Annotated in this window: 22 protein-coding genes, 1 tRNA gene and 1 other annotated feature (1 of these 24 cut by a window edge); of the genes, 18 read left to right on the forward strand and 5 right to left on the reverse strand. The window is 37.4% G+C overall.

Features of this window, described 5'->3' with window-relative positions:
• The first annotated feature begins 101 nt into the window (after positions 1-101).
• From CWO92_RS00210 to yhbH, 12 genes are all read left to right on the forward strand, one after another.
• Positions 102-175, forward strand: a tRNA-Gly gene (locus CWO92_RS00210).
• 105 nt (positions 176-280) lie between these two features.
• Positions 281-1,423, forward strand: a complete 1,143-nt coding sequence (gene queG, locus CWO92_RS00215) for a tRNA epoxyqueuosine(34) reductase QueG (protein ID WP_158176849.1) — start codon at positions 281-283, stop codon at positions 1,421-1,423.
• Positions 1,424-1,827: 404 nt separating this feature from the next.
• Entirely contained in the window at positions 1,828-2,397 is a 570-nt protein-coding gene (locus tag CWO92_RS00220; RefSeq protein WP_101352181.1) for a PadR family transcriptional regulator, read from the forward strand.
• Positions 2,398-2,419: 22 nt separating this feature from the next.
• A complete protein-coding gene (locus tag CWO92_RS00225) occupies positions 2,420-2,866 on the forward strand; it encodes an SgcJ/EcaC family oxidoreductase (RefSeq protein ID WP_101352182.1) in 447 nt (148 codons plus the stop codon).
• 611 nt (positions 2,867-3,477) lie between these two features.
• Positions 3,478-4,344, forward strand: a complete 867-nt coding sequence (locus CWO92_RS00230) for an amidase domain-containing protein (protein WP_101352183.1) — start codon at positions 3,478-3,480, stop codon at positions 4,342-4,344.
• Between the two features lie 273 nt (positions 4,345-4,617).
• A complete protein-coding gene (locus CWO92_RS00240; RefSeq protein WP_101352185.1) occupies positions 4,618-5,301 on the forward strand; it encodes a hypothetical protein in 684 nt (227 codons plus the stop codon).
• Positions 5,280-5,561: a hypothetical protein gene (locus CWO92_RS00245; RefSeq protein WP_101352186.1), complete on the forward strand. Its 282-nt coding sequence runs from the start codon at positions 5,280-5,282 to the stop codon at positions 5,559-5,561. The genes CWO92_RS00240 and CWO92_RS00245 overlap by 22 nt, the downstream gene beginning before the upstream one ends.
• On the forward strand, positions 5,540-5,800 hold the full coding sequence (locus CWO92_RS00250) for a hypothetical protein (RefSeq protein WP_101352187.1): 261 nt from the start codon (positions 5,540-5,542) through the stop codon (positions 5,798-5,800). The genes CWO92_RS00245 and CWO92_RS00250 overlap by 22 nt, the downstream gene beginning before the upstream one ends.
• 13 nt (positions 5,801-5,813) lie before the next feature.
• Complete coding sequence (locus CWO92_RS00255) at positions 5,814-6,326, forward strand: hypothetical protein (protein WP_101352188.1); 513 nt, start codon at positions 5,814-5,816, stop codon at positions 6,324-6,326.
• Between the two features lie 27 nt (positions 6,327-6,353).
• Positions 6,354-6,827: a tRNA (uridine(34)/cytosine(34)/5-carboxymethylaminomethyluridine(34)-2'-O)-methyltransferase TrmL gene (gene trmL / locus CWO92_RS00260; RefSeq protein WP_101352189.1), complete on the forward strand. Its 474-nt coding sequence runs from the start codon at positions 6,354-6,356 to the stop codon at positions 6,825-6,827.
• Positions 6,828-7,366: 539 nt separating this feature from the next.
• Positions 7,367-9,262 carry a PrkA family serine protein kinase gene (locus CWO92_RS00265; RefSeq protein ID WP_101352190.1) on the forward strand — a complete coding sequence of 632 codons (1,896 nt, stop codon included), beginning with the start codon at positions 7,367-7,369 and terminating at the stop codon, positions 9,260-9,262.
• A 285-nt stretch (positions 9,263-9,547) separates the two neighbouring features.
• Positions 9,548-10,714 carry a sporulation protein YhbH gene (gene yhbH, locus CWO92_RS00270; RefSeq protein ID WP_101352191.1) on the forward strand — a complete coding sequence of 389 codons (1,167 nt, stop codon included), beginning with the start codon at positions 9,548-9,550 and terminating at the stop codon, positions 10,712-10,714.
• 259 nt (positions 10,715-10,973) lie between these two features.
• On the opposite strand, the gene CWO92_RS00275 is transcribed toward yhbH, so the two are convergent.
• Entirely contained in the window at positions 10,974-11,183 is a 210-nt protein-coding gene (locus CWO92_RS00275) for a cold-shock protein (protein WP_101352192.1), read from the reverse strand.
• 298 nt (positions 11,184-11,481) lie between these two features.
• Here CWO92_RS00275 and CWO92_RS00280 point away from each other — a divergent pair, with 298 nt between their 5' ends.
• From CWO92_RS00280 to CWO92_RS00295, 4 genes are all read left to right on the forward strand, one after another.
• Positions 11,482-11,859, forward strand: coding sequence for an SET domain-containing protein (locus CWO92_RS00280; RefSeq protein ID WP_101352193.1), 378 nt, complete (start codon positions 11,482-11,484; stop codon positions 11,857-11,859).
• 138 nt (positions 11,860-11,997) lie between these two features.
• Positions 11,998-12,207: a hypothetical protein gene (locus CWO92_RS00285; protein WP_101352194.1), complete on the forward strand. Its 210-nt coding sequence runs from the start codon at positions 11,998-12,000 to the stop codon at positions 12,205-12,207.
• Positions 12,208-12,873: 666 nt separating this feature from the next.
• Complete coding sequence (locus tag CWO92_RS00290) at positions 12,874-13,437, forward strand: GNAT family N-acetyltransferase (RefSeq protein WP_101352195.1); 564 nt, start codon at positions 12,874-12,876, stop codon at positions 13,435-13,437.
• 273 nt (positions 13,438-13,710) lie between these two features.
• Positions 13,711-14,430, forward strand: coding sequence for a metallophosphoesterase family protein (locus CWO92_RS00295; RefSeq protein WP_101352196.1), 720 nt, complete (start codon positions 13,711-13,713; stop codon positions 14,428-14,430).
• Between the two features lie 176 nt (positions 14,431-14,606).
• On the opposite strand, the gene CWO92_RS00300 is transcribed toward CWO92_RS00295, so the two are convergent.
• From CWO92_RS00300 to CWO92_RS00310, 3 genes are all read right to left on the reverse strand, one after another.
• Complete coding sequence (locus CWO92_RS00300; RefSeq protein ID WP_101352197.1) at positions 14,607-15,572, reverse strand: MFS transporter; 966 nt, start codon at positions 15,570-15,572, stop codon at positions 14,607-14,609.
• A gap of 10 nt (positions 15,573-15,582) precedes the next feature.
• On the reverse strand, positions 15,583-15,816 hold the full coding sequence (locus CWO92_RS00305) for a hypothetical protein (RefSeq protein ID WP_101352198.1): 234 nt from the start codon (positions 15,814-15,816) through the stop codon (positions 15,583-15,585).
• A gap of 350 nt (positions 15,817-16,166) precedes the next feature.
• Positions 16,167-16,802, reverse strand: a complete 636-nt coding sequence (locus tag CWO92_RS00310; protein ID WP_101352199.1) for a pentapeptide repeat-containing protein — start codon at positions 16,800-16,802, stop codon at positions 16,167-16,169.
• Positions 16,803-17,259: 457 nt separating this feature from the next.
• On the opposite strand from CWO92_RS00310, the gene CWO92_RS00315 reads away from it, so the two are divergent.
• A complete protein-coding gene (locus tag CWO92_RS00315) occupies positions 17,260-17,844 on the forward strand; it encodes a TetR/AcrR family transcriptional regulator (protein WP_101352200.1) in 585 nt (194 codons plus the stop codon).
• A 57-nt stretch (positions 17,845-17,901) separates the two neighbouring features.
• Positions 17,902-19,074 (forward strand): MFS transporter, encoded by a 1,173-nt coding sequence (locus CWO92_RS00320; protein WP_101352757.1) that lies wholly within the window; start codon positions 17,902-17,904, stop codon positions 19,072-19,074.
• A gap of 336 nt (positions 19,075-19,410) precedes the next feature.
• On the opposite strand, the gene asnS is transcribed toward CWO92_RS00320, so the two are convergent.
• Positions 19,411-20,802, reverse strand: a complete 1,392-nt coding sequence (gene asnS / locus CWO92_RS00325; RefSeq protein ID WP_101352201.1) for an asparagine--tRNA ligase — start codon at positions 20,800-20,802, stop codon at positions 19,411-19,413.
• 54 nt (positions 20,803-20,856) lie between these two features.
• Positions 20,857-20,916, reverse strand: a binding site (T-box leader); it runs 178 nt beyond the window's last position.

A 20,916-nucleotide genomic window follows, 5' to 3' on the forward strand; every position in this document is an offset into this window, starting at 1 on the left:
GTCATCAGAAAAAAATTAATAAAAATACTTGAAAATCCTCCTAAAGGCATGTATAATAAAAAAGTCGACAAAAGGTTGTCGAAAAATATTTGAAACCTAATGCGGGTGTAGTTTAGTGGTAAAACTACAGCCTTCCAAGCTGTTGTCGTGGGTTCGATTCCCATCACCCGCTCCATACATAACATTAGAATCAACGCAGTATTTCGTTTGCCAGAAGAACGGGATATTGCGTTTTTATATTTTGGTCTTGAGAGTAAAAAAGAGAATCGAGGTGATGATAATGGACTTACTACAATTTAAAGAAGATCTTATACAATATAGTAAATCAATCGGTATCGACAAAATTGGATTTACTACCGCTGATCCTTTTACTGAAATGAAGAACCGACTGTTGAAACAACAGGAGCTTCAATATCAGTCGGGATTTGAGGAGAAGGATATCGACAAAAGAACCAATCCTTCGTTAATTTTCGATAAACCTCAGTCTATTATATCTATTGCACTTGCCTATCCTTCGAAAATGGAAAATGCACCGAAAGGAAAAGTAGGTGAAAGACGTGGGATTTTTTGCAAAGCATCCTGGGGAGAGGATTACCACCATATATTAAGAAGAAAACTTTCGGAACTAGAGGCATTCATTATGGAATACAATCCTGAGGCTCGATGCAAATCAATGGTGGATACAGGGGAGCTTGTCGATCGTGCCGTTGCCGAACGGGCAGGGATTGGTTGGAGCGGAAAAAACTGTTCCATTATCACACCGGAATTTGGATCATATGTATATCTAGGAGAAATGATTACCAATATTCCATTTGAACCAGACACGCCGATGGAAGATCAATGTGGCAGCTGTACAAAATGTTTAGACGCTTGTCCAACTGGTGCTCTAGTTCAAGGGGGACAATTAAACGCACAAAAATGCATTGCTTTTTTAACGCAGACAAAAGGATTCCTAGCCGAAGAGTTTCGTGTAAAATTAGGGAATCGTTTATATGGCTGTGATACATGTCAATCTGTTTGCCCTAAAAATAAGGGAATAGATTTTCATTTTCATGAGGAAATGGAGCCTGAGCCAAACCTAGTAAAGCCGGAACTGACTCCCCTTCTATCTATTAGCAATCGCGAGTTCAATGATAGCTTTGGAAAGATGTCCGGATCTTGGAGAGGGAAAAAGCCGATCCAAAGAAATGCCTTAATTGCACTTGCACATTTTAAGGAAACGTCCGCAGTACCTGATATCATTACAGTGTTAAAAAATGATCCAAGACCAGTATTGCGTGGAACAGCCGCATGGGCATTAGGAAAAATCGGCGGAGATGAAGCGAAGAACGCACTCCTTGAGGCGAAAGCAAATGAATCAGATGAAGAGGTTTTAAAGGAAGTTATAGAAGGTCTATCTAAATTAATTAATGAAGATATTTAAATAATCAAATGAAAAAAAGGATAGGTTAGGAGCAGAAGTATTGCACCGACCTATCCTTTTTTTGTACGAAAATAATTTTGCGGTACCTACCATACCAAAGTTGAATAACCCCCTTTTAATCGCTTTTGCCACAGTTTTTTCATCGCTGTTATTGTTTTGCTACATATTTTTTGATGTTTGTGATTTCGGAGGAATACGAACTATTCAATTGCCTCAAGCAGCTATATTGTCGATGTGTTCCAATTGTTCGCATAAAAAGCTGAAACCAGTAGTAATCATTGATATCACATCAGATTAAATATTTTTTAAAGCTTTTTAAAATTTTCTTTGACAAAAATTAAATTATCGAATACAGTTTTATTAAAACTATTTCATGAAAACTAAATGAAGGAGGGATATTTAAATTGTATGAACTTTTTGTTCTTTCCCTTTTAATGAAATTTCCTTTGCATGCCTATCTTATTTCGAAAATAGCCAACGATACATTAGGTCCATGGGAAAAAGTTAGCAGAGGTACGCTTTCCACACTTCTAAACAAACTAGATAGAACAGGGCTTATCCAAGAAACAGATTCTAAAGAAGTACCTTTTCCGACAGAGAGATCTTCTAAAACTTTTGAAATAACTTCTAAAGGAAGGGAACGTTTCTATGAATTAATGTTAGACATTGAAAAAAACCCCGGTAACTATCAGAAGATTTTTCATATTAAAGTGATTTTTTTGGAATTTTTAACCTATGAGGATCAAATATATTTGGTTAATCATTATCTAAAACATTGTCAACAAGCCATCCATCATATTAAGCAACAGCAATTGGAATTTAATCAAAATCCTGAACAAGTAGAGCCGATGAAAGAGACCCCTTTTTATAAAACTATATGGAGTTTAATGGTGCTTCAAAAAAACCAATGGGAACTTGAGAAGAAATGGTGTTCTCAATTAATGGAACAAGTAAAAAATGGAATAAAAAATTAATATAAGGGAGAGGAATAATCAAATGACACAAGAATGGGGCAGTGAAAAAGAAAGGATAGAAGCATTGTTTAATCAACTGTTTTCAGCCTGGAGCCAAGGTGATGCTAAAGCCTTTGCAGGTTGCTTTACCGAGGATGTAGATTATATCACTTTTTTTGGGCAACATTTGAAAGGTATAGAAGAAGTGGAAACGTCTCACCGACAATTATTCAAAGGAGTATTAAAAGGCTCACAAATGCAAGGAAGAATAACAAACATCCGCTTTCTTAATGAGAATATAGCAATTGTACACTGTATTGGTAATACAAAAATGCCCCGGCAAAAAAATTACTCGAAGAATAGAGAATCGATCAATACGAATATAATAGTGAAACAAAATGGTTTTTGGAAGATCTCTGCATTCCATAATTGCCGCATTAAAGAGCCGAATTTTTTTATAAGATGGATGATGAAAAAACACGAAAAATAACTCTTTCCCATAATTGTATGCCATTGGTTATTGAACCAATGGTTTTTATTTTTTTTACAATGCATAGAGTATAAATAATTGCCTCTCGCTCAGGAAAGCTTTTAAATGGTGGCTCTATTTGTTGAGTTTTAAATTTGATATTTATTTTCGCGGTTATGTAGACATATCTATTTGCAATACCCTTCCGCTTTTAAATTTTTTTTAGCAGTTGGTATTACTCTAGTAAGGTACGGAACAAAATGTACTTGCTTTTTCTGGTAGTCACCAACCTGTACAAATAATGTAATTGATCCCTTTTATTATCCTCTTTATCAACCTATTATTGAATTCACGTCTTTCACGCGGTGTTCTAACATTAAAAAGATACACTTGTACTTCCTGTTACAAATTAGGATAGGCCATTTTGTTTTGTTTTTCTTTCTTCCTTCATATCTTTGTATAAAGGCTGCATATGTTAACCACCGTTACCTTTCGTCATTCATCCTTAGCAGTCATGGTTCTGGGAATCTTTTCTTATTCATAGTTAACCACATTTAGGTTGTTAGCGAGGATTTTCGTTTCACGTAGGCAACAAATTATAAGAAAAGGGCCATATGAAGGAGGGAGCTCACATGAAATCTCAGCTTCAAAAACAATTGGAATCACGTATAGAGCAATTGGTCAATAACTCTGGCGATGATGAAAAAATAAATAGAAAAAAGGATCTTATGTCTCGGCGCAATGCAGAAATTGTTAAGGTGCAAGCTAGCGCAGCGGTTAAGGATAGGCAGGAAGAAGACGGTCAGACCATTCTTCTTTATCAGGTGCATTTAAAGTATTTAATCAAGCAAAAAGATAAAATGTATATGGAGGAAGAAGTCGAAAATCGCAAAGCCTCCTTTTATCGTAAAAGAATATACAGTGATCAGGAAGTCCTTATTGATTTGAATGTTCCAGATAATCAACCCCTAAATCTGGAGGCAGAAGCAAATGCTAATGAGGCAAGACTGAGTTACTATTATGACCGTCTAAAAGCAGTGCAGTATGCTGAAACGTGGTGGAATAGTTATAATCCGAAATATCGAAAGTTTACCAACGATTGCACTAATTTTATCTCCCAATGCCTGCATGAAGGAGGCGGACCAATGAGGGGCTATCCGAATAGAGGACAGGGGTGGTGGATGCAAAATAATAATTATAGTTATAGTTGGGCATTAGCTCATGGTTTAATGCAGTACTTAAGTACCTCAAAATCTGGATTACGAGCCAAACAAGTTGGTTCCCCGCTAGAATTGAAATTAGGAGATATTATATGTCTGGATTTTCAGGGAGATGGCCGTTTTGACCATAATACGATTGTAACGGCGAAGGATGCGTATGGGATGCCGCTTGTCAATGCCCACACGTATAATAGTCGTAACCGTTACTGGGCATATGAAGATTCTTCAGCCTACACACCTAATATTCAGTATAAGTTTTTTACGATTGTGGATGGTTAATAGGGATAGGCGGATGACCTAAATGCTAATATTAATTGGGAACGGTCACAATCAAGGAAGTTAACGTACCCGAAGTTGTGAAAAAATCAGAAGAATGGTCACAATGGAGGAAGGAAAGTGCCCGAAGTTACGAGAAAATCAGGAGAACGGTCACGTTGAAGGAAGGAAAGTGCCCGAAGTTACGAGAAAATCAGGAGAACGGTAACAATGGAGGAAGGAAAGTGCCCGAAGTTGTGAAAAAATCAGAAGAACGGTAACAATGGAGGAAGGAAAGTGCCCGAAGTCGCGAGAAAATCAGAAGAACGGTCACAATGGAGGAAGGAAAGTGCCCGAAGTTACGAGAAAATCAGGAGAACGGTCACGTTGAAGGAAGGAAAGTGCCCGAAGTTACGAGAAAATCAGAAGAACGGTCACGTTGTAGGTAAGAAAGTGCCCAAAGTCGCGAGAAAATCAGGAGAACGGTCACAATGGAGGAAGGAACGTGCCCGAAGTCGCGAGAAAATCAGGAGAACGGTCACAATGGAGGAAGGAAAGTGCCCGAAGTTGCGAGAAAATCAGAAGAACGGTCACAATGGAGGAAGGAAAGTGCCCGAAGTTGCGAGAAAATCAGAAGAACGGTCACAATGGAGGAAGGAAAGTGCCCGAAGTTGCGAGAAAATCAGAAGAACGGTCACAATGGAGGAAGGAAAGTGCCCGAAGTTGCGAGAAAATCAGGAGAACGGTCACAATGGAGGAAGGAAAGTGCCCGAAGTTGTGAGAAAATCAGGAGAACGGTCACAATGGAGGAAGGAAAGTGCCCGAAGTTGTGAAAAAATCAGAAGAACGGTCACAATGGAGGAAGGAAAGTGCCCGAAGTCGCGAGAAAATCAGGAGAACGGTCACAATGGAGGAAGGAAAGTGCCCGAAGTTGTGAAAAAGTCAGAAGAACGGTCACAATGGAGGAAGGAACGTGCCTAAAGTCACGAGAAAATCAGGAGAACGGTCACGTTGAAGGAAGGAAAGTGCCCGAAGTGGTGAAAAAATCAGAAGAACGGTCACATTCGGGGAAGGAAAGTGCCCGAAGTGGTGAAAAAATCAGAAGAACGGTCACATTCGGGGAAGGAAAGTGCCCGAAGTCGCGAGAAAATCAGGAGAACGGTCACAATGGAGGAAGGAAAGTGCCCGAAGTTGTGAAAAAGTCAGAAGAACGGTCACAATGGAGGAAGGAACGTGCCTAAAGTCACGAGAAAATCAGGAGAACGGTCACGTTGAAGGAAGGAAAGTGCCCGAAGTGGTGAAAAAATCAGAAGAACGGTCACATTCGGGGAAGGAAAGTGCCCGAAGTGGTGAAAAAATCAGAAGAACGGTCACATTCGGGGAAGGAAAGTGCCCGAAGTCGCGAGAAAATCAGGAGAACGGTCATAATGGAGGAAGGAAAGTGCCCGAAGTCGTGAGAAAATCAGGAGAACGGTCATAATGGAGGAAGGAAAGTGCCCGAAGTCGCGAGAAAATCAGGAGAACGGTCACAATGGAGGAAGGAAAGTGCCCGAAGTCGTGAGAAAATCAGGAGAACGGTCACAATGGAGGAAGGAAAGTGCCCGAAGTCGCGAGAAAATCAGGAGAACGGTCACAATGGAGGAAGGAAAGTGCCCGAAGTTGTGAGAAAATCAGGAGAACGGTCACAATGGAGGAAGGAAAGTGCCCGAAGTCGTGAGAAAATCAGGAGAACGGTCACAATGGAGGAAGGAAAGTGCCCGAAGTCGCGAGAAAATCAGGAGAACGGTCACAATGGAGGAAGGAAAGTGCCCGAAGTTGTGAGAAAATCAGGAGAACGGTCACAATGGAGGAAGGAAAGTGCCCGAAGTCGTGAGAAAATCAGGAGAACGGTCACAATGGAGGTAAGAAAGTGCCCGAAGTCGCGAGAAAATCAGGAGAACGGTCACAATGGAGGAAGGCACGTGCCCGAAATCTTGAGAAAAATCTATGTATGCTATAATGGGTAAGGAAAATAAAGATAGAGGTGACCATTCTTGGCAATACACGTTGTATTATATCAACCAGAAATTCCGGCAAACACTGGCAATATTGCTCGTACATGTGCTGCAACTGATACAAAACTGCATTTAATTCGCCCGCTTGGTTTTTCAACGGATGATAAAATGTTAAAAAGAGCGGGACTGGACTATTGGCATGCTGTAAATATAACTTATTATGATTCTTTGGATGACTTTTTTTCTAAAAATCAAAATGGAGAGTTTTATTATATTGAAACATATGGTGAAAAGCCTCACTCATCTTTCGATTTTAGTGATGTGAAGAAAGAGCATTACTTTATGTTCGGAAAAGAAACGACAGGATTACCGAAGGATTTATTGGAAAAAAATAAAGATCATTTTTTAAGAATACCAATGAATGATAATGTCCGTTCTTTGAACCTGTCAAATACAGCAGCAATCCTAGTGTACGAAGCATTAAGACAACAAGGATATCCAAATCTAAAATAAAAAAATCTTCCCGATGGAAGATTTTTTTATTTCATTATCTAGTTCCTGCACCAATCGGATTCTGCGTCTTCTCCCTACGATAAGTCAACATCAGGTAAAATTACACTGTGGTGCAATGTTCAGTGAACTACCTCTTCCGCTATCCCGGTCAAAGACTCCGAATTCCATACTACTGATAAGTAAGGCGCATGCACTTTTCTAATTATTTGTTAACACCCGGCTTATCTTCATACCCCGCAGTAAAGATCGCAGCTAGGAATGCTATAATTCCAAGCAAAATGATTAATGTTTTCATTGATATGTACGCCTCCTTCGCCCCAAATTACATGTCTACCAGTTATTATAGCCCAATTTTTTGAAAATGTGAATGCTCTTTCATTTCATTTGTATCAATTGTTTGACAATCTTGCCGAATAGGTTATCACTATATTTCCATAATTTTTGTCAGATTATTCTTGTCTATTTCATTCATGTTCACTTCTCTAAAAGCATAAAGTATATAAATCGTGTCTCTTAACAAGTGACAAGGGGAGGTCTATATGGACATTTTAAAACGACTTTCACATTACCGTGAAGAAGAAGAGAAGTTATATTGGGAAGGGACATTTGCTGATTATTTGGAGTTATTAAAAGAAAGACCATGGATTGCTCAGTCGGCTCATTCCCGTGTTTACAATATGATTAAGGATGCTGGGGTAAGCGAAGTAAATGGAAAGAAAAAATATGAGTTTTTTAGCCGGCAATTATTTGGCTTAGAAGAAGCTCTGGAAAAACTAGTTGAAGAGTATTTTCACCCCGCAGCAAGACGTTTAGATGTGCGAAAGCGGGTTTTACTATTAATGGGGCCAGTCAGTGGCGGTAAATCAACATTAGTAACTATGCTCAAAAGAGGGCTGGAGGCCTATTCACGTACAGATAAAGGGGCAGTATATGCTATCAAAGGATGCCCGATGCATGAGGATCCACTGCATTTAATTCCAAGTCATCTAAGACAGGATTTCTTTGAAGAATATGGTATTCGTGTTGAAGGAAATCTATCTCCGCTTAATTTAATGAGGCTGGAACAGGAATATGGTGGAAGAATTGAAGATGTGATCATCGAGCGTGTCTTCTTCTCAGAGGATCGCCGTGTTGGAATCGGAACCTTCAGCCCCTCTGATCCTAAGTCACAGGATATTGCTGATCTAACCGGAAGTATTGATTTTTCCACTATTGCTGAATATGGTTCTGAATCCGATCCGCGTGCCTACCGATTTGATGGGGAATTAAATAAAGCAAACCGCGGATTAATGGAATTCCAAGAGATGCTAAAATGTGATGAGAAGTTCTTATGGCATCTGTTATCATTAACACAAGAGGGGAACTTTAAAGCAGGCAGATTTGCTTTAATCAGCGCAGACGAATTAATTGTTGCCCACACAAATGAAACAGAATATCGCTCCTTTATTGCCAATAAGAAAAATGAAGCCTTGCATTCACGTATCATCGTTATGCCTGTTCCGTATAATTTAAAAGTTTCCCAAGAAGAAAAAATTTACGAAAAGATGATTAATGAAAGTGATGTGGCAGATGTTCATATTGCTCCACATACCTTAAAAGTGGCTGCAATGTTTACAATCCTAACCCGTTTAAAAGAGCCAAAGCGCGGCGACATTGACCTTTTAAAGAAAATGAGATTATATGATGGTGAAAATGTCGAAGGATTTAACTCTGCAGATGTAGAAGAGCTGAAAAAAGAATATCCGGAAGAAGGAATGAGCGGCATTGATCCGCGTTATGTCATTAACAGGATTTCCTCCACGATTATTCGCAAGGAAGTACAATCCATCAATGCGCTTGATGTTCTCCGTTCCTTAAAAGAAGGCTTGGATCAGCATCCATCAATTACATCCGAGTTGAAGGAGAAGTATTTAAACTATATTTCCCTGGCTCGTAAAGAATATGATGAATTGGCTAAGAAAGAAGTTCAAAAAGCATTTGTATACTCGTACGAGGAATCAGCTAAAACCCTTATGGATAATTATTTAGACAATGTGGAGGCATATTGCAATAAAGTGAAGCTTCGTGACCCATTAACAGGAGAAGAAATTAATCCAGATGAAAAATTAATGAGATCCATTGAAGAACAAATTGGAATCTCTGAAAATGCAAAAAAAGCATTCAGAGAAGAAATTTTAATCCGAATTTCTGCATATGCAAGAAAAGGTAAGCGATTCGACTACAATTCGCACGATCGCCTCCGTGAAGCAATTCAGAAAAAGCTATTCGCTGATTTAAAAGATGTTGTAAAAATTACTACATCCACCAAAACACCGGATGAAACACAATTGAAGAAAATTAATGAAGTGGTCGCTCGTCTCATTGATGAGCATGGCTATAATTCTACTTCAGCTAATGATTTATTACGATATGTAGGAAGCCTATTGAATCGATAAACATAAAGTGAAAGCGACCTACTCATCGAGTCGTTGGATCTAAACAGTACAAAAAACAAGGTAGGAGTAATTCCTACCTTTGTCTTTTATCGAAAAATAAGCTTGTCCATCGTTAGGCAGCAACACATTTCTCGCAATTACTTGTAAATAATTAAAAATTTCTGCATAGGATAGAGTATCAATATTTTTCTTTATCGTGATTTTGGTAACCAAAATATTGTATGTCATAAACACTTATTTGGTGACACTTTTAAAAAAAATTTTTATAGGAGGGGAAAAGTTTCCATGTCTCAATCAGAACATCAACAATTTGTGATTTCAAATGAAGATTGGTCCCTCCATCGAAAAGGACATGATGATCAAAAACGGCATCAGGAAAAAGTACAGGAAGCCATTCGAAATAATTTGCCAGATCTCATAACAGAAGAAAGCATCATCATGTCAGATGGCCGTGATGTGGTCAAGATTCCGATTCGTTCATTAGATGAATATAAAATTCGCTATAATTATGACAAAAACAAGCATGTCGGCCAGGGGGACGGCGACAGTAAAGTGGGAGATGTAGTAGCAAGGGACGGAAATCCGCAGAAAGGTCCGGGCAAAGGCGAAGGTGCTGGAGACCAGCCAGGTGAGGACTACTACGAAGCGGAAGTGTCCTTAATGGAGCTGGAGGAGGCATTATTTAAGCAACTGGAGCTACCTAACCTGCAACGAAAGGAGCAGGATCTTAATACCGTCGAGGATATCGAATTTAATGATATCCGTAAGACTGGTTTAATGGGAAATATCGACAAGAAAAGAACGATGATGTCTGCCTTTAAACGAAACGCCATTCATGGCAAACCAAGCTTTTATCCAATCGTTCCAGAGGATTTAAAATTCAGGACATGGAACGAAGTCGAAAAACCAGAATCAAAGGCTGTTGTTTTGGCGATGATGGATACAAGCGGATCCATGGGGGTCTGGGAAAAATATATAGCAAGAAGCTTCTTCTTTTGGATGACACGTTTCCTAAGAACCAGATATCAATCCGTTGATATCGAATTTATTGCCCATCATACAGAAGCAAAGGTAGTATCGGAGGAAGATTTCTTTTCCAAAGGGGAAAGCGGTGGTACGATTTGTTCATCTGCTTACCGCAAAGCTCTTGGGTTGATCGAAGAAAAATATGATCCAGCAAGATTTAATATTTACCCATTTCATTTTTCGGACGGCGATAACCTTACATCTGATAATGCTCGTTGTGTTAAGCTTGTAGAAGAATTAATGAAGGTATCCAATATGTTTGGCTATGGTGAGGTAAATCAATATAACAGGCATTCGACTCTCATGACCGCCTATAAAAACGTCAAAGATGAAAAGTTCCGATATTATATTTTAAAACAAAAATCTGATGTCTTTTATGCGATGAGAAGCTTTTTTCAGAAGGAACAAGATAAGGCATATATTTAGAAAAAAACTACAAGTCATAGTTGGCTTGTAGTTTTTGTGTATTAGGAATTATAATATCTGAATTTGTTTTGAAAAACTCAGCATATTATTTAATCAGTGTGTTATACTGTATTCAACCTTTTAAGCTATAAATCATTTTACGGTATTTGTATTCATTACCTACTTGCTCGTTGAGTAGGTTTTTTTATTCATGATTTTTCCAGAAACATTTAAAAACTCTAAGTTGGATTAGTATTCTAAGGAATCACATCGCCTTATTTTAATAGGTCTGTTTTAAATTAAGCTTTTTGAACGCTAATTGCTTATCCACACGAGGACCCTTCTCTGTTACTTGTTTACTTTCGTCTAAATACTTGTACCCTTTACTTTGAATAGCAGAAAAGTGTACGAAAACAGCATTTCCATTTTCACGTTTAATAAAGCCGAAGCCTTTTTCTGAGGGAAACCATTTAGTTGTACCTTGTTCCATGGTTGCCTCCTAGTGTGTAATCACACTATGTGGTACTATCTCTGCTCAAAGTGACCATCAAGACGAAAAGTCGATACTAATACGCTCCTTTACACCGAACAAAAATAATTCTATATTAGAACATAAATAAAAAAGGCAGCAATACTATCGTTAAACCTTTCTAACCTAGTTAATTAGTTGAGAAACTGAAACAAAGTTTGAGTATTTCGGAAATTCCTTTTTCTAAATAAAATGAGCTTATTGTTAAAATTAATGTTACAGTTAGAAAGTAAATTTTAAAATTTAGTAGGTGAACAACATGATTGAGGTAAAAACATCTCCAATAAGTAATGGAGAATTCAATAGAGGGGTATTTGCTACATGTGATATTAAAAAAGGACAGCTTATACATGAAGCACCTGTCATTGCTTATCCGAACGACCAGCATCAATACATTGAGCAAACCATACTCGCTGATTACGCTTTTGAGTATGGGATAAATCATTCTGCAATCCTTTTAGGTTATGGAATGCTGTTTAACCATTCTTATGAACCTAATGCAAATTATGAGATTAATTTTAAGAATCATACATTTGACTTCTATGCTTACACAGATATAAAAGCAGGGGATGAGATTTTTATCAATTATAATGGCGATGTTGATGACAAAGATCAACTGTGGTTTGATCAGGACTAAAATCAAAATAACAATGTAATTAATTGCGTGCCAGATCAGTTATAATTAGAATTTCGAATAATTAAGATTTTTGCTCTTAATTGAACGGATGCGCGTAAAGAGCCTCCGTCTAGCGATAAATATGGAGGTGTAAGAGATATGAATAAACGATGGACAATCGACAAAATTAAAGAATTTGTTGAGAACAACTCGGATAGTAAGTTGTTAACGACAGAATATCACGGTTTTTCTCAAAAGTTACTATTTAAATGTGCATGTGGCAGCAATTTTGAAAAAACATTTACGAAATTCAAAAATAATCACCAACGTAAATGTGAAGTATGCCAACCGCCAAAAGCATCGCGCTAAACGTATATCTCCATACGAGCTTGCTTTATCTCATTTTAGGAAATTTTCAAGCTTGAGTATTTAAAAAAATGACTAAAATCACTTTACTGCCAATTGTCTAATTAGTTGTGAGGTGATTTTTTGTTGCTTTTTTTTTACAATCACCGAAAAGTATGTGAAGTAATGTACTGATTCTAACGGGGGATTAGCTTAAAAAGCAAAAATTTTTGTGTTTACGAAGGAGAAACTTTACTCAATTAACACCTATTGATTTGTAAATTATAGAGACAGTGACTTTCAATAAAATAATTCCTAACCAGCATTGCAATAGACCTTAAGTTTATGTCCTATCCAATTATGATTACCCCCAATTAACATTAACCACTGACCTATTGATAATTTTCTTGTAAAAATCCAATAACACACTATAATTATAAAAAAATATAAGGCAATTATTTTAAGAAAATTCATACCAGCATTCTCTAATGAGATTTTGGGATAGTAAAATGGTTCAACCCGATGAATGATAAGGTATTAAAGTACCTGAAGAATGATGACGTATCAATAAACTGAGGTGGCCGCGAAGATACAACGCTTGTTCTCAAGAATTATTTCTTTGAGGTGAGAGTTTTTTTTGCTCTATTTTTCTAATTATAATCAAAAAGTTCAAAGAAAGGGGAAAAACAAATGAATCCAATCATGTTAGATGTTCCTTTACAACTAGAAACAGAAAGACTAGTTCTTCGCGCACCGCATCTAAAGGGAGACGGAGAAATTGTAAACGAAGCAATTAGAGATTCCATTCATGAATTAAAAGCGTGGTTGCCATTTGCCCAAGAACTTCCTACTGTTGAGGAAACCGAAATAAATTTAAGAAATGCCCATATACATTTTTTAAAGAGACACAGTTTTCGTTTTCTTATCTTCTGTAAGGATGGCAATGATTTTATAGGAACTGCGAGCCTTCAAGGGATTGACTGGAACATTCCTAAATGTGAAATTGGATATTGGATTCATACAAAATATAGCGGGAATGGGTATATGACAGAAGCAGTAAAGGAATTAGCTCACTTTGGGTTAAATTACATCAAATTTAGAAGAATGGAAATAAAATGTGAATCAACTAATGTTAAGAGTCGTGCTATCCCAGAAAAACTTGGGTTTGTGTTAGAAGGAATTTTAAGAAATGATGATTTATCCGCTGATGGCTGCAATCTGACGGACACTTGTCTATATTCAATAATCAAGTGACATTGTGACCATTAACTTAACCTAATAAGTTTTAGACCAGCTGCCAATTAGGTGGCTTTTTTTTCGGCTGACAATGGAGAATAGTGGAGGAAGGATTAAAGACAGAACATGTAGAATTGATTTTTGAAAGAGGGTTTGGAATTCATTTTTAGATATTTTGGTTACATATAGAGGCATGACGACAAAGGGACATTTGATTCTAATTTTCAACCTGTTCCTATGTCACTCATGTCATCCTTTTTGGTCATATATTATTTAAAAGGGGATGTCTGTTTGTCGAGGATAGCAATTATTTCAGATATTCATGGTAATTTAACTGCGTTAGAAGCGGTGTTAAAGGATATTGAAAAACGTGATGTGGACCAGATATTTTGTTTGGGAGATTTGGTGGGGAAAGGGCCACGTGGTTCGGAGTGTATTAAACTTGTAAGAAAACATTGTGACAAGGTCATTCGTGGGAATTGGGATGTATTTATCCGAGAGGAGACAGATAATGAAATTCTTAAGTGGACGCAAAGCCAGCTAACAGATGATGATTTTAACTACTTGGCCACCTTACCTTTCTATATTGAATTTGAGTTAAACTCCAAGCTAATTCGTTGTTTTCATGCATCACCGAGAAGTGTTTTTGAGCGAATTGCACCTGAATATCACCCAATAGAAAAATGTTTGTCTCTTTTTGAGAATAGTAAAGAAACCGAATCTCTTCATTCGAAACGTACTCCAGACATTGTATTTTATGGAGATATTCACTTAACTTTATTAAGAAGTTATGAAATCGGGATACTTTGCAATGTAGGAAGTATAGGGTTAGATATAGTTGATGCAACATATGTAATTGTGGATGGTTCGCACGGAACGAATTCGATTAACTTTGTACGTGTTCCTTATGATAGAGAAGCAGAGCTTAGGGCTGCAAGGGAACTAGGGATGGCAGGTTATGAGCATTATTACAAAGAGATTATGTACGATCTATTTATGAAAACGGAATGAAGAATGCAGTGTTAGAGCTTATCTATGGTGTTTTAAGGAATGAGAAGTTTTCAGAAAGAGAAGTCTTATAGTGTTTATAAACAGAAACCCTCCAATTAGGCTGGAGGGTTTCGTAACTTACTAGTACTTTTTAAAAAATATATTCATATAAACAACCATATTTCACTAACACAAATTCAGCTATTCACACTTACTTTCACCTGTGTACGGTTTCCCATCATAAAGAATACGATGCTTCCCAGTACTATAAGTGAAATTGTCCAAAACATGATTTGTCCATGATAGTGACTTAGCAAAAATCCTCCCATAACGGGACCTAAAAAATTGCCTATTTTTCGAAATTGGCCGGCTCCAAAATAGGTTCCTCGTAAATGGTCAGGGGCGAGCTCGTCAATCATGAGACTGTTGGATGGAAAGATAAGTATTTCCCCAAGGGTTAACATTATAATGGCTAGAATTGCTGTAATCCAGCCATGAATAAAACTGCACAGCAATAGACCAAGTACCATGAAGCCTGCGCCAATATTCATTACCTGCATAGGTTTATACCGTTCTACTAAATGACTGACTGGCATTTGCAAGATTACTACCATTACCGCATTAATCGTTAGCAGAACAGAAAAGACATAAACCCCATTATGGAGCGTTGATGATAAAAATTGTGGCAGATTAGAATCTATTTGAGCATAGCCAATATTGACAAGGATAATCCCAAGCAATAAATAGAGAAGAGCTTTATCTGTTCTGACAATTTTTATTGCTTGCCCAAACGTTACCGATTTTTTTATTGCTTGTTCGGATTCGGTGATCGAAATTTTTCTCATAAGCATGAATAAAATAACGGCATATATAAGATAGATGCTGCCTGTAATAGCAAAGGATAACTTTGCTGAAGTACTGGCCAAGTATGCACCTAACAAAGGACCAACAGATGCACCGATATTAATTGCAGTATATCTTAAAGAATATGCCCTCATTCGGTTTTCTTTCTCGGTCACATCTCCCATTAATGCCTGTGAAGTTGGTTCAAAAAAAGAATTGCTAAGTCCATTTAGGGCATTCAGCAATATAAACCATCCTTGGCTTTGCGTAATGGTAAAGCCAAAATAAACAATCGAGATAGAAAACAATGCAAACTGCATGACCTTTTTCCTACCAAAGCGATCGGATAAATGCCCCCCCGATAAATCCGCCAACTGTTGCCATTAATGGACTCATTCCAACCGTTAATCCAATAATAATTGGTGGTAGATCCATGTGTCTGGATAAATAAATGGACAGAAAAGGCAAGGTCATAAAGGCAGACCCTCTTGAAAGTATTGTTCCGATTAACAATACCCATACAATTGGATGAAAATCACTAAAATACCCCTTTATTTTGTTCATAGGAACATCCTCATTTCTTGTGGCTTTTTTCTGGTTGGCTATTTATTTTACGATTTCTTCCATATAATAGCACCAATAACTCTATAAGAATATTACTTGTTTTTTATACTTTTCCATTAGGTAATCTTATCAATAGATTAAAAATATTAATATTTGAAAATAACACTCTTATGAATGGTGCAAAAACTAAATTTAGATAAGAAGATTGAAAATTGATTGTCCGATTCAAACATAATAAACAATGAAGTAACGGGGGATATAGCTCAAATGCAAAAAAAGAAGGAATTCCGATCTATTTGTTCGGAATGTCCCACTTGTTAGGTACTGTTTATTCAGATGTACCAAAATGATTATTCTTTAATAATCAATCCCATTAGTGTTGCAAACTGAATGGCTTGATAAGATGATACCTTGCAGCCCTTTAAGCTTTCGATGGAAACCGTAATGGTATCAAAGGCAGACGAACTAATATCAATCCCTTTTAATGATGTTTGATCAAAGTTTGCTCCATCAAGGTCACATTTTTGTAATTCCACATTTTTAAGTTTACAATCATAAAAATCTGTATTTTTTAATGAAGCATCTGAGAATATTACCTTTTCAAGCTTTGAATTGCCGAATGTAGCCAAGTTTAAAATGGAATTTTCAAATTTGACATTACCCAAGCTAGATTCTGGAAAGGTAGTACCGAGTAACTTACAGTTAATAAATTGAACTCTGTGAATAGATGAATTGCTCATATTAACATTAGAAAAATCACAATTCTCAAAACGTACGTCTGTAATATCAATATTACTAAAATCAGAATTGGTGAACTTGCAATTTTTAATCACTGCACTATATAGATGTACTCTATCGATAGCTTCATTTTCAAAATCAGAGTCAGTGATGTTACACATTTCTAGTATTGGGTCTTCTTCATAAAAAATATCGCTAAAATTTCTGGCAGATAGCTCTGGAGCAATTTTTGGAATATCAATTTTCATGGTTTACCTTCTTTCAACGCCAAATAGAATGCTAATTAGTAAAATACAATATATCATACTCAAAATGTGGTTAGCTACTGATATGTTAGATTTGTAGTTGTTTACCAAAAGATCCATCTGCCAATTTGGTGGCTTTATGTTATTTGGCTAAAGGGCGGGTTAGCACAATAAGGGTGTTGAAAAGTAAATATGAATTCAGGCTAGTTGAATAAACAAAAAGCTAATTTTTTGGATGAGGTGATAAAAATTGATTAGTTACAGAAGAGAAGTTAGATTGAGAGATTTAGAAATATGTTATTTAAAGATAATGTTTCTATGGGGTATTCTATGATAAAAAGCGAGAAGAAGGAAATCCCTTTAAGAAAAGTCGTCGGAAAGGATTGACATTCAATTCCCTAAGTTTTATAATTTTTAAAAAAATGTTAGTTATCAATAACTAACAAAAGGAGGGATTCTTATGAGCTCCAGAACTGAAAACACAGCTGATAAAATACTATCGTCTACCATCGATCTCATGTCTGAAAAAGGATATAACGCAGTAACCATTAAGGAGATAGCCGCTGCTGCATCCGTAAGTGAAATGACTGTATTTCGGACGTTTGGATCAAAAAAAGCCATATTGGATGCCGTTATCGATAATTATCTATTCTCTGCACCGATTGAGCAGACAATCCAAAAAAACATCAAATATGAGCTCGAAGAAGATTTATTGATGATCAGTGAGTTGTATCATGATGTACTGGGAAGAAATAAAAAAATCTATTTGATTTCCATCATGGAACGTAAAACGATGCCCGAAATTCATTTGAGCTTGCACAACAAAGCTTTAAAATTCCTGAGTATTGTCACGGAATATTTCCGTATCATGCAACAAAAAGGTAAAGTGATCAAGGGTAACCCGGAAGTGCAGGCCATGACACTCATGAAGTTCAATTACGGAAAATTTGTTTCTGGAGTGCTGTTAGAGGGGATTGCTCCCAGTTTCCCGGATGATAACCTGAAAGATTCGATAGCTGTTATAGCAAAGGGTTTAAGGAAGTAATTTTTTTATTATGGTGTTAGTTAGTAACAACTAAAGTTTGAAAGAAGGTGCTTGGTGTTGGAACGCTTATGGACAAAATCTTTTATCGGGCTTACGCTAGCTATGTTCTTTCTAGGCCTTGGGTTTTATTTGCTCCTTCCAACTTTGCCGTTGTATATCAAAGATTTAAATATTGGCGAATCGGAGCTCGGTCTCATCATCGGCGTTTTTACTTTATCTGCAGTTGTTGTGCGTCCAGTTATCGGCGGTCTGCTGGATCGTTTTGGCAGGCGCTTCTTTATAGTTGCAGGACTAATTCTTTTCGCAATTGCGATGTTTCTGTATAACTATGTAACAGGAATTTTTTTGTTGTTTCTTTTGCGCCTGCTCCATGGCGGCGGTTGGGCCATTTCCACCACTTCCATTGGAACTTCGATTACTGATGTAATCCCCTCGTTGCGTCGAAGCGAGGGAATGGGTTGGTATGGCATGTCTATGAGCATATCTATGGCGCTTGGACCCATTATCGGAGTGTGGTTGGTTAATAGTTACTCCTTTCGGCATTTGATTGCTCTAGCATCTTGTTTATCGGTTGTAGCCATCCTAATTGCCCTTGCCACCAAGGTACCAGCTATAAGATCAGATAACAAACGAAAAATGGTCTTTTTCGATAAGTCTGTCCTTTCAATATCGGTAGCAATCTTTTTCTTAGCTCTGACGTACGGAGGAATCACCACATTCCTTCCGTTGTTTGCAGCTTCTATTCAAGTCAACGCAGGTACTTTCTTTTTGGTCTATGCCATAGCGCTAACGCTTACTCGGCCTGTTGCAGGGAGGCTTGCAGATCGTTATAGCGAGGGATCAATTATTATCCCGTCGATCATCCTAACAATCATAGCACTATTGATTTTGAGCTTATCCGACGGATTACTAGGAGTCATGGCATCCGCCATTCTATATGGGATAGGGTTCGGTTCAGCGCAGCCTACTCTTCAGTCAGCAATACTCGATCTCGTGTCTCCAGCTAAAAAGGGCATCGCCAATGCTTCCTTTTTCACGGCCATGGATTTAGGGATTGGACTTGGATCTATCTTACTTGGTTTCATTTCCCAATTCTTCGGCTTTTCCGCCCTTTTTGCAACATGTGCGGGTTCCGGAATCATTGCTTTACTGATTTTCACGGGTTTTGTAAGACGGACCTTACTATACAGAAAGGAGGAACATAATAGCAATATTGATCAATCGAGATAAGGACATTTTTTTTAAGGAGAACGTTAGTTATAGATAACTAACATTAAAACAATTATAAGGAGGAAAAAACAATGGCAACCACTCCATTGAAAATCGGTATAATTATCGGCAGTACGCGTCGGGAGAGTCAGCCCCGCAAGTGGGTAAAGGAGGTAATATTCCGTGTAAAAGGAAACACTTGGTTATAATGTCACGCATTTTATCTGTTTTAAAGAAAAGGATAGATGAACAGGAAGAATCCTGTATTCAACTATCCTTTTCTAAGGTATCTTCATTATTTTATTGACGTTTTAATAAAACCACAATAACCTATTTTTTGTTTTTTACCATATTTCATTAAAAATCTGCATTTCCTGGTGTACGAGGGAATGGTATTACATCGCGGATGTTTTTCATTCCTGTTAAATACATGACAAGTCGTTCAAACCCAATTCCATAGCCAGAATGCTTTGTACCGCCGTATTTTCTAAGCTCGAGATACCACCAGTAATCTTCTTCTGTCATACCAAGTTCTTTAATTCTATTTGCAAGAACTTCTTCTCGTTCTTCACGTTGGCTTCCCCCGATTAACTCGCCAATACCAGGAACCAATAGGTCAGTCGCAGCTACTGTCTTGCCATCCTCATTCGCTCTCATATAAAATGCCTTAATTTCCTTCGGATAGTCGGTTACGAAGACTGGACGCTTGTAAATTTCCTCGCTAAGATAACGTTCATGTTCGGTTTGTAAATCTGTTCCCCATTCAACAGGGTAGTCAAATTTCTGACCGGAATTCTTTAATAATTCAACTGCTTCGGTATAAGTAACTCTTCCAAAATCAGATTCTAATGCATTCTGCAATCTTTCAATAAGTGTTTTATCAATAAAGCTATTAAAGAAGGTCATTTCTTCCGGTGCATGTTCAAAAACGTAATTAATGACATATTTGACCATTTCTTCTCCGAGGTCCATGATATCCGGTAATTCTGCAAAGGCAACCTCCGGCTCAATCATCCAGAATTCTGCGGCATGTCGTGCTGTATTAGAATTCTCTGCTCTAAAGGTAGGACCAAAAGTGTACACATTACGGAAAGCAAGTGCAAAGGTTTCTGCATTTAATTGACCACTAACCGTTAGGTTGGTTTCTTTTCCGAAGAAATCTGCACTGTCATCCACTTTTCCGTCTTGCGTTTTTGGAAGCTGGTTCAAATCCATTGATGTTACACGGAACATTTCTCCGGCGCCTTCTGTATCACTTCCGGTAATAATTGGTGTATGCACATATACAAACCCTTTTTCTTGAAAGAATTTATGAATGGCATAAGATGCAAGAGATCTTACTCTGAAAACGGCTGAGAAGGTATTTGCTCTCGGACGTAAGTGAGCGATTGTTCTTAAATATTCAAGGGAATGTCTCTTTTTTTGTAAAGGATAATCTGTATTCGATAATCCTTCCACAACAATTTTTGTCGCTTTAATTTCAAAAGGCTGTTTCATTTCAGGAGTTGGCACAAATTCACCTTCTACTAAAACGGAAGAGCTAATAGGTAACTTCGTAATTTCTTTGAAGTTATCGAGATTATCCTCAAAAACAACTTGTACACTCTTAAAGAATGTTCCATCGTTTAACTCCATAAAACCAATGGTTTTGGAATCACGAAGAGTACGGATCCAGCCTGAAATTTGAACTGTTTTGTCTTTAAAATTATCTTGATTTCTGTATAAATCTTTTACTACAGTTTTAATCATAATTAGTCTCCTTATGGTAATTTTTTCACAATAAAAAAAGCCTCTATCCCAATAAAAAGGGACGAAAGGCTAACTTCCGCGGTACCACCCAAATTGTCATAATATGACCAACTT

The sequence above is a fragment of the Heyndrickxia camelliae genome (assembly GCF_002844575.1).
GTDB classification, from domain to species: domain Bacteria; phylum Bacillota; class Bacilli; order Bacillales; family Bacillaceae_C; genus Margalitia; species Margalitia camelliae.